The sequence below is a fragment of the Neisseria sp. P0009.S007 genome (assembly GCF_051962515.1).
Map to the genome: position 1 here is coordinate 1 of NZ_JBQCVF010000093.1, position 8,379 is coordinate 8,379.

The 8,379-nt window shown below is 48.8% G+C and carries 7 protein-coding genes and 1 tRNA gene; 5 read left to right on the top strand and 3 right to left on the bottom strand.

All coding sequences use genetic code 11. The annotated features are described in order from the left end of the window. Window positions 1–1,637: TonB-dependent receptor domain-containing protein (locus ACTHS3_RS08840; protein WP_440367717.1), on the bottom strand; the 1,637-nt coding region annotated here is incomplete at its 3' end. 339 nt (window positions 1,638–1,976) lie between these two features. Here ACTHS3_RS08840 and ACTHS3_RS08845 point away from each other — a divergent pair. Next, window positions 1,977–2,750 carry a FadR/GntR family transcriptional regulator gene (locus ACTHS3_RS08845; protein WP_004520637.1) on the top strand — a complete coding sequence of 258 codons (774 nt, stop codon included), beginning with the start codon at window positions 1,977–1,979 and terminating at the stop codon, window positions 2,748–2,750. Window positions 2,751–2,860: 110 nt separating this feature from the next. Beyond that, entirely contained in the window at window positions 2,861–4,051 is a 1,191-nt protein-coding gene (locus ACTHS3_RS08850; RefSeq protein ID WP_004520638.1) for an amino acid aminotransferase, read from the top strand. A 94-nt stretch (window positions 4,052–4,145) separates the two neighbouring features. On the opposite strand, the gene ACTHS3_RS08855 is transcribed toward ACTHS3_RS08850, so the two are convergent. Continuing rightward, window positions 4,146–4,221 (bottom strand) — tRNA-Arg (locus ACTHS3_RS08855). 285 nt (window positions 4,222–4,506) lie between these two features. On the opposite strand from ACTHS3_RS08855, the gene ACTHS3_RS08860 reads away from it, so the two are divergent. Continuing rightward, the gene (locus ACTHS3_RS08860) at window positions 4,507–5,373 is read left to right on the top strand and encodes a c-type cytochrome (RefSeq protein WP_070503767.1); all 867 of its coding nucleotides are present in this window, start codon (window positions 4,507–4,509) and stop codon (window positions 5,371–5,373) included. A gap of 216 nt (window positions 5,374–5,589) precedes the next feature. Then, a complete protein-coding gene (gene glmM, locus ACTHS3_RS08865) occupies window positions 5,590–6,927 on the top strand; it encodes a phosphoglucosamine mutase (protein WP_004520640.1) in 1,338 nt (445 codons plus the stop codon). Between the two features lie 93 nt (window positions 6,928–7,020). On the opposite strand, the gene lolA is transcribed toward glmM, so the two are convergent. Further along, window positions 7,021–7,641 carry an outer membrane lipoprotein chaperone LolA gene (lolA, locus tag ACTHS3_RS08870; protein WP_004520641.1) on the bottom strand — a complete coding sequence of 207 codons (621 nt, stop codon included), beginning with the start codon at window positions 7,639–7,641 and terminating at the stop codon, window positions 7,021–7,023. A gap of 289 nt (window positions 7,642–7,930) precedes the next feature. Here lolA and ACTHS3_RS08875 point away from each other — a divergent pair. Beyond that, window positions 7,931–8,379: DUF455 family protein (locus ACTHS3_RS08875; protein WP_440367721.1), on the top strand; the 449-nt coding region annotated here is incomplete at its 3' end.

Consider the following 8,379-nt stretch of genomic DNA (forward strand, 5'->3'; position numbering starts at 1 on the left):
GTTTGTGCCAAAGGTTTGCCGTCGGTACGGTTTTTGCCGTGGGTGTAGGCGAGGCTGGTGCCGACTTCCCAGTTAGGCGCAAATGTCCATTTGACTTCGGCTTCGCCGCCAAAGCGTGAAGCGTTGATGTTGCGCACGTTGAAAATCTTGTCTTTGCTCTCCATCATGATGAAGTCTTTGATGTCGCTGCCGAATACGGATACGGATGCGTGGAGATTAGGACGTTTCCAGATTACGCCTGCATCGATTTGGCGGTTTTGCTCTGCGCGGATGGCTTTGTTTTCAGAGTGCAGGCGTTCCCAGTAGTCAGGCGCGCGTTCGGCAATGCCGAATCCGGCATAGTATTTCAGACCGTTGTCCGTATTTCTTTCCCAACGCAGGAAGCCTGAGTTCAAATTGAATTTCTGATGTTTCAAAACGGGGTCGGTAACACGCGCGGTATCGTAATGCGCTTTGACTTGGTCATGGCGAAAACCTGCTACCCAGCGTTGATTGTCGGTTTGTTGCCAAGAGGCTTCGGTGAAAATACCCCATTGTTTGAAACTTTGGTTGGGCATGTAAGGCTTGTGGCTGTAGCCGTCGCCGCCACGCTCATGACGCGCGACGTGGACGTCGTCCAAATAATCCAAACCGGTTTGCAGGTTGAGCTTGTCCCAATCGAAAGTGGCTTTCAGACGGCCTGTATCGGTATTGCGTTTAGGGTTGTTGGCATTTTTAATCTGCTTGCCGGCAGGATTGTAGATGGTACGCAGGCTGTATGTGTCCATCACGTGGTCGATTTCGCTTTTACCGTAGCGCAGTTCCAACTCGCTGAACCATGGTGTGAGGTTGCGTTGGGTAAAACGGATATTCCACGCATCACGGTCGAATTTGCTGCCGTCCATCATGCGGTCGGCGTAGGCAACCTTGGCTCTGCTGCGCTCGTATGTGCCGGCAATGGTGGTGTTTTCTGTCGGAGTAACACCCAGTTGCAACATTTGGCTGTCGCGTTTGAAGTGGGAGTGAATGCGGTTGCCGTCGCCGTCTTTGTAATCGTCGGCTTCGTTATGGGAGATATTGGTACGGACATAGCCGTATTTGCCGCCGAACTCGGCTTCCAGCGAGCCGTCAAGGCGGTCGTTGCTGCCTGCTGTCAGGGTGGCGTTAATATTGTAAGGTTTCTCAGTGAAATCAGGATCTGTACGGATAAATTGCACTGAGCCGCTGACCAAACCCATGCCTTGGGTAACGGTTTGCGGGCCTTTAGTAACCACGACTTTATCAAATGAATTGGGGTGGATATAGGCAGTCGGCGGGTCCATGCGCATACCGCAACCGCCATAAATAAACTGATCGTCGGCATTGACGGAGAGGCGCGAGCCGCCCAAACCACGGAACAGCGGATCGCCCGAGCTACCTCCTTTACGGATGATGCTCATGTTGGGCACGGATTGTAAAAGGTCTGCCCCGTCTCCGGCAGGGAGGGGTTGCAAAGCAGCTTTGGGGTTGAAAGTAACGCGGTTGGCTTTTTGTTGTTGTGTGCCGGTGACGGTGACAGGGGAAAGGGTAACCGTTTCTTCAGGTGTAGGATCGGTATCTGCCCATGTTTGGGATACGGCTAAGGTAATGGGTAAGATAAGTAATGGTGGGTATTTCATATTGTTTCTCTCTATTATTAGGAATTATGTTAACTAATACCTAAGTATTATACATAAAGTCTAGTTAAATAGAAGCAGCGGGATTTTAATCTAAATCAATATTTTCAGATTTTGGGCGCATAGGTTGTTTATTAAGATTGGTCATACCAAAATATTGATTTGAAGGCATTGGTGAGGTTACTTGATAAAAATGAATGTGTTTGAATTAAACTGCTTGCGATGGGAAGAATGGCATTCCTTGACGAAAAAATAGGGGATTGATTAGAATGAGCGGCCAATTGGTCAATCCAATTTATGGCCGTTTGAATACAACTGTCCTTCAATCATCAGGAATACAACATGACGAAATTGGTTCGTCCGCAAAAAATCAGCGATCAGGTTTTAGCCGTTTTGGAAGAACGTATCGCGACCGGCATTTATGAAGAAGGCAGTAAATTGCCTCCCGAACGTACGCTTGCGGAAGAATTCGGCGTATCGCGTCCGTCAGTCAGGGTGGCATTGAATATCTTGATTGCCAAGCAGGTTTTGGAAGCGCGGCAGGGCGATGGCTATTATGTTTCCGTCAAGCCGCAGCAGGATTTTTTGCAAAGCTGGCAGGAGTTGCTCGGCAAACATACCAATTGGGAAACAGACGTATTCGATTTCAGTTGTCACGTTGAAGGCTGTATGGCGGCGCTGGCCGCCGAAAGACGGACTGACGCCGATTTGAAACGTATTGACTTCTGGCAGCAGAAGTTTGAAACGGCCTGTGAAAGCGGAAATTTGGAACATCAAGCCGAGGCAGACGTCAGTTTCCATCAAACTATTGCTGATGCCGCACACAATATCCTGTTCAGCCACCTTTCCAGCAGCCTGCTCAAAATGCTTTATCAGCAAACACGCAGCGGCATTATCTATATCCATCAAACCGAAGACCCGCGCCCGACGCTAATTGCCCAGCACCGCGCTATTTTTGAAGCCATTGCCCAGGCCAAACCGGCTGAGGCGGCGGAAGCGGCCAAACTGCATTTGAATTATGTCGCCCGCCGCATTTTGCAGGACAGGGAATATCAAAGCCGCAGCGAGCATGCGGATGTATTGGCACAAAACGATTTGAAACGAGTAGATTGGTAGCGTTTAAAAATAATCAGGCCGTCTGAATTTTTCAGACGGCCTGATTTTGCAAATAAGGCCTTTTAGTGCCACAATCTTCATTAATTCTGTCTGAAAACAAAGGAAGCACCATGTACCGTCATGTCGAGTATTATCCGGGCGACCCGATTTTGAGTTTGGTTGAAACCTTCAAACGCGACGAGCGTCCTGAAAAAGTCAATTTGAGCATAGGCATTTATTTTGATGACGAAGGCAAAATGCCGGTTTTGGAATCTGTCCGCCGGGCAGAAGCAGAGCGTGCGGCCGTACCGCGCCCCTCTCCTTATCTGCCGATGGAAGGTTTGGATACTTATCGGAGTGCCGTTCAGCGTTTGTTGTTTGGCAAGGATAATCCGGCATTGGCAGAAGGTCGCGTTGCGACCGTACAGACTTTAGGCGGCTCGGGGGCGTTGAAAGTCGGTGCCGACTTTTTGCGCCGTTGGTTCCCTGATGCAAAAGCCTATGTCAGCGATCCGACTTGGGACAACCATAAAGGCATTTTTGAAGGCGCAGGTTTTGAAGTGGGGACGTATCCTTATTACAACCCTGAAACCGTCGGCGTGAAATTTGAAGAAATGACTGCGTTTTTCAAAACATTGCCGGAAAACAGCGTCTTGATTTTGCATCCATGCTGTCAAAACCCGACCGGCGTAGATATGTCGAAAGCGCAATGGGATGAAGTGTTGGATATTATCAAAACGCACAAGCTGATTCCGTTTATGGATATTGCCTATCAAGGTTTCGGCGAAGATTTAGACAGCGATGCGTATGCAATTCGCAAAGCCGTCGAAATGGGTCTGCCTTTGTTTGTCAGCAACTCTTTCTCGAAAAACCTGTCGCTGTACGGCGAGCGCGTCGGTGGTTTGAGCGTAGTGTGTCCCAATAAGGAAGAAGCAGAGCTGGTGTTCGGACAGTTGAAATTTACCGTCCGCCGCATTTATTCCAGTCCTGCCGCGCATGGCGCATACATCGCTTCTGATGTGATGAACAGCGATGAGCTACGCGCTTTGTGGGAAAACGAGGTTTACGCCATGCGCGACCGCATCCGTGCCATGCGTCAGAAACTTTATGATGTTTTGACGGCCAAAATCCCCAATCGTGATTTCAGCTATTTCATCAAACAGCGCGGTATGTTCAGCTATACAGGCCTAACCGTAGAGCAGGTACACCGCCTGCGTGACGAGTTTGCCGTTTACCTGCTGGATTCGGGTAGGATGTGTGTGGCAGGATTGAATGCATCGAATATCGATTATGTGGCCGAAGCATTTGCCAAAGTGTTGTAATAGCCGTTCAATCTGAAATTGAATGTAGTTTTATTTGAAGTAAATCAAAAGGCCGTCTGAAAAATTTTCATCTTTCAGACGGCCTATTTATAATTGGCGCACCCAACAGGGATCGAACCTGTGACCTCCAGCTTCGGAAACTGACACTCTTCCAACTGAGCTATGGGTGCGAAAGCCGTAAGGTTAACGCATATTGGCTTTATTGGCAAAGTTTATCTTGAAAGTGTCTGAAAGTGGCATTGGCGGTCACTTTTTTGCATAGCTGGAATAATCAATTAACTACAAAGGCTTAGCAGAATTTAGATGGCCTTTTGAGGATTTTTGCGTATCTTTTTCTCAAGATGGATTGGAAAGCCTTTGCGAATTCAGTATAATCCAGCAAAATATTGTTAACTGCGTTTAACACATAAACTATAACTTACAGCACAACCTAACCTAACGGCGAGGCCTACCAAATGAAACAACTCCGCGACCACAAAGCCCAAGGCTCTGCATTGTTCACCCTTGTGAGCGGTATCGTTATTGTCATTGCAGTGATTTACTTCCTGATCAAACTGGCGGGAAGCGGTTCATTCGGCGATGTTGCCGAAACAACCGAAGCTGCGACTCAAACCCGTATCCAGCCAGTCGGCCAACTGAAATTGGGCGATGGTATTCCAGTCGGCGAGCGTCAAGGCGATCAGATTTTCAACAAAATCTGTATTCAATGTCACGCGGCAGACAGCATCGTTCCTAACGCGCCTAAATTTGAAAACAAAGGCGATTGGGCGCCTCGCATTGCACAAGGTTTCGATACCTTGTTCCAACACGCTCTGAATGGTTTCAACGCAATGCCTGCCAAAGGCGGTGCGGCTGATTTGACCGATCAAGAATTGAAACGCGCCATTACTTATATGGCCAACAAAGCCGGCGGTACTTTCCCTGATCCTGATGCCGCAGCTCCTGCCGATGCAGCCGCTTCCGGTGAAGCCGCTTCAGCTCCGGCGGCTGAAGGTGCAGCTCCTGCAGAAGCCCCTAAAGCAGATGTGGCCAAAGCAGATGACAAAGGTGCGGCAGCTCCAGCAGCCGGTGGCGCAGACGGCAAAAAAGTTTACGAAGCCAACTGCCAAGCATGTCACGGCGGTGCAGTTCCAGGTGTTCCTCATGTAGGTAAAAAAGAAGACTGGGCTCCTCGTATCAAACAAGGTAAAGACACCCTGCACAAACACGCACTCGAAGGCTTTAACGCAATGCCTGCCAAAGGCGGTAACGGCAGCCTGAGCGATGATGAAGTGAAAGCTGCAGTTGATTACATGGCTAATCAGTCTGGTGCTAAATTCTAAGATTTGATTTTGAATCTCGAATAGGAAGCGCATTCTGCAAAAGGATGCGCTTTTTTCGTGCAGGAAATCTGGATCTTGCTATAATACTGAAGTAGTAAATTATTCTCATGATCAATGGTCGTCTGAAAGATTCAGACGGCCTTCGAATACAATCAAGATTCTTTTAAAGAAGTTCAACCATATTCACATACGACAAAACAATCACGGAGTTATCTCATGGCAAAAAAATATTTCGGTACTGACGGTGTGCGCGGCGAAGTCGGTCAGTTTCCTATCAATCCTGATTTTGTCCTGAAATTAGGCTATGCGGCAGGTCAGGTTTTGGTGCAGCACGAAGGCGAAATCAAACCAACCGTCTTGATCGGTAAAGACACGCGTATTTCAGGCTATATGCTGGAAGCCGCGCTGATTGCCGGCTTTACTGCTGCCGGTGTCAACGTTATTCAAACCGGCCCTCTGCCAACCCCGGGCGTAGCGTATCTGACCCGTGCTTTGCGTTTGTCTGCCGGTGTGATGATTTCTGCGTCCCATAACGTTTATTCTGACAACGGCATTAAATTCTTTGCCGAAGGCGGTGTGAAGTTGAGCGATGAAATCGAATTGGAAATCGAAGCCAAAATCGATGAGGAAATGAAAACACAGCCATCCAGCCGTTTAGGCCGTGCGCGCCGGATTAATGGTGCGGATGACCGCTATATCGAGTTCTGTAAATCCACTTTCCCAAGCCATTTGGACTTGCGCGGTCTGAAATTGGTGGTCGATACCGCCAATGGTGCGGGCTATGCAGTTGCGCCTAAAGTATTCCACGAATTGGGTGCGCAAGTAGTAAGCATCGGTGATGAGCCAAACGGCTACAACATCAATGAGAAATGTGGTGCGACCCATCCGAAAGCTTTGCAAGCGGCTGTGTTGCAAAATGAAGCCGATTACGGCATTGCCTTGGATGGCGATGGCGACCGTTTGATGATGGTTGACCGCAATGGCAAAGTGTATGACGGCGACAGCTTGATTTATGTGATTGCCAAAGCACGCGCGCACGAAGGCGTGGAGATCGGCGGCGTGGTGGGTACGGTAATGACCAATATGGCGATGGAAGTTGCTTTGAAAGAGCAGGGCGTTGATTTCTGCCGCGCCAAAGTGGGCGACCGCTATGTGTTGGAACAGCTCCACCAACGCGGTTGGCTGATTGGCGGCGAAGCCAGCGGTCATATTTTGTGTATGGACAAACACAATACCGGTGACGGCATCATTTCCGCGCTGCAAGTTTTGGCCGCATTGCAAACCTTGAATCAAGACCTTGCCACCGTTTGCGCCGATTGGCAGCCGTATCCGCAAACCATGATCAACGTCCGCATCAAAAAAGGCCAAAACTGGCAGGACGCTTCCAAAGAGGCTTTGGCTGAAGTGGAAAAAGAACTCGAAGGCAAAGGCCGCGTGGTCTTGCGCGCATCCGGTACCGAGCCTGTCGTGCGCGTGATGGTGGAAGCCAAGCAGGCAGACTGGGCGAAAAAAGGCGCAGAAAAAATTGCCGCGGCCATTCAAGGTCAAAAGTAACAGTGTGTTTGATTTTGAATTGAACTAAATAAAAGGCCGTCTGTTATAAAAGGCCGTCTGTTGTTCAGACGGCCTTTGTGTTTCATTAGAAGCTTAGTTGCTCAAGACATCAACGCCTTTAGGAGGGGTAAATTTGAACATACCGCTGGAAAGGTTAGGCTTGGTGTTCAAACCGCTGAAGCTGATGCTGGTTTGGTTGCCGAAGCTGTCTTTCAGCTGCATGGCGGCGAGGTTGTCGCCTTTGAAGCCGATGCGGATGTATTGATAGCCGGCGTTGTTTTTCTTAGGTGTAGCCAAAACGTAGTCGATACCGTTGGCAGAACCGTCTTCTTTCAGCGTGTAGCTGCTGTCCAATGCCGTTTTGTTGGAGAGGATGGCGGCAGGGCTGTCGCCGATGGTTTGGTCTTGTGAGGACTTGGTTACTTGTGCCAAATCTACGTCATAGAGCCAAATGGTTTTGCCGTCGCCGACGATGGTTTGTTTGTAGGGTTTGGTGTACTCCCATTTGAACAAGCCAGGGCGCAGGATTTTGAATGTACCGTGTGTGGTTTGGGTTTTCTTTTTGCTGTGAACGGTTTGGCTGAAGTTGCCGCTGATACCGTCGGCGTCATTATTGAATTTTTTCAGGGCGTCCACTGCGTCGGCTTGTGCAAAGCCGATAGCTGAAGAAAGCAGCGCGGCAGCGGTCAGGGTGAACAGTCGGGTAGTTTTCATGTTTTGGTTCCTTGTTCGGAGAGATGGGTTCAGTATAGACGTTATGGTGTAACAGGCAAGGGGCTGAATGGAGGGTTTAATTTGTGTAAATATGAAAAATCCAATCAAGTGACTGAAATAATTTCATTTCTTCAGACGGCCTGCATTTGGTTTTGACGTTTTTTTAATGAAGCACACGATGGTTTGGTGTGGTATTTAATGTCATTTTACGGAAAGCGTGAAATTATAGTCTTTCTGTTTGCTTTTTAAAACGGTTATAATATTTATCTTTTTAAAACAATGGTTTTGTATGTATCTGAATCCTTATCCTTTATTGGAACAGGCTTTGCTGTCGGACAATCCGGATGAAAAGGGAAGGTTGACGCAGGCCTTGTTTGCGCATTTGGGCGAGGCGGAAGGTTTGACGGTTGATGAGTCGAAACCCGTGGATTGCCGTTTTGCCGGTCATCCGTTACGTCCGTGTTTGGTTGCGCCTTCGGAAGTTACGCCGCGCAAGATGAATACGGTCGAAGGCTATGCGGCCATGTTGCATGCGATTGCGCACATTGAATTTAATGCGATTAATCTGGCTTTGGATGCGGCGTATCGTTTTCGCAATATGCCGTTTCAGTTTGTACGCGATTGGGTAAGGGTGGCGAAAGAAGAAGTGTTTCACTTCGGCTTGATGCGTGGCCGTCTGAACAGCTTGGGCTACGATTACGGCGATTTTGAAGCGCACGGGCATTTGTGGGATATGGC

Excerpts from the sequence above, each read along its gene's own strand:
- glmM (WP_004520640.1), top strand. The coding sequence starts at position 5,590 with ATGGCAAAAAAATATTTCGGTACTGACGGTGTGCGCGGCGAAGTCGGT.
- lolA (WP_004520641.1), bottom strand. The coding sequence starts at position 7,641 with ATGAAAACTACCCGACTGTTCACCCTGACCGCTGCCGCGCTGCTTTCT.
- ACTHS3_RS08845 (WP_004520637.1), top strand. The coding sequence starts at position 1,977 with ATGACGAAATTGGTTCGTCCGCAAAAAATCAGCGATCAGGTTTTAGCC.
- ACTHS3_RS08860 (WP_070503767.1), top strand. The coding sequence starts at position 4,507 with ATGAAACAACTCCGCGACCACAAAGCCCAAGGCTCTGCATTGTTCACC.
- ACTHS3_RS08850 (WP_004520638.1), top strand. The coding sequence starts at position 2,861 with ATGTACCGTCATGTCGAGTATTATCCGGGCGACCCGATTTTGAGTTTG.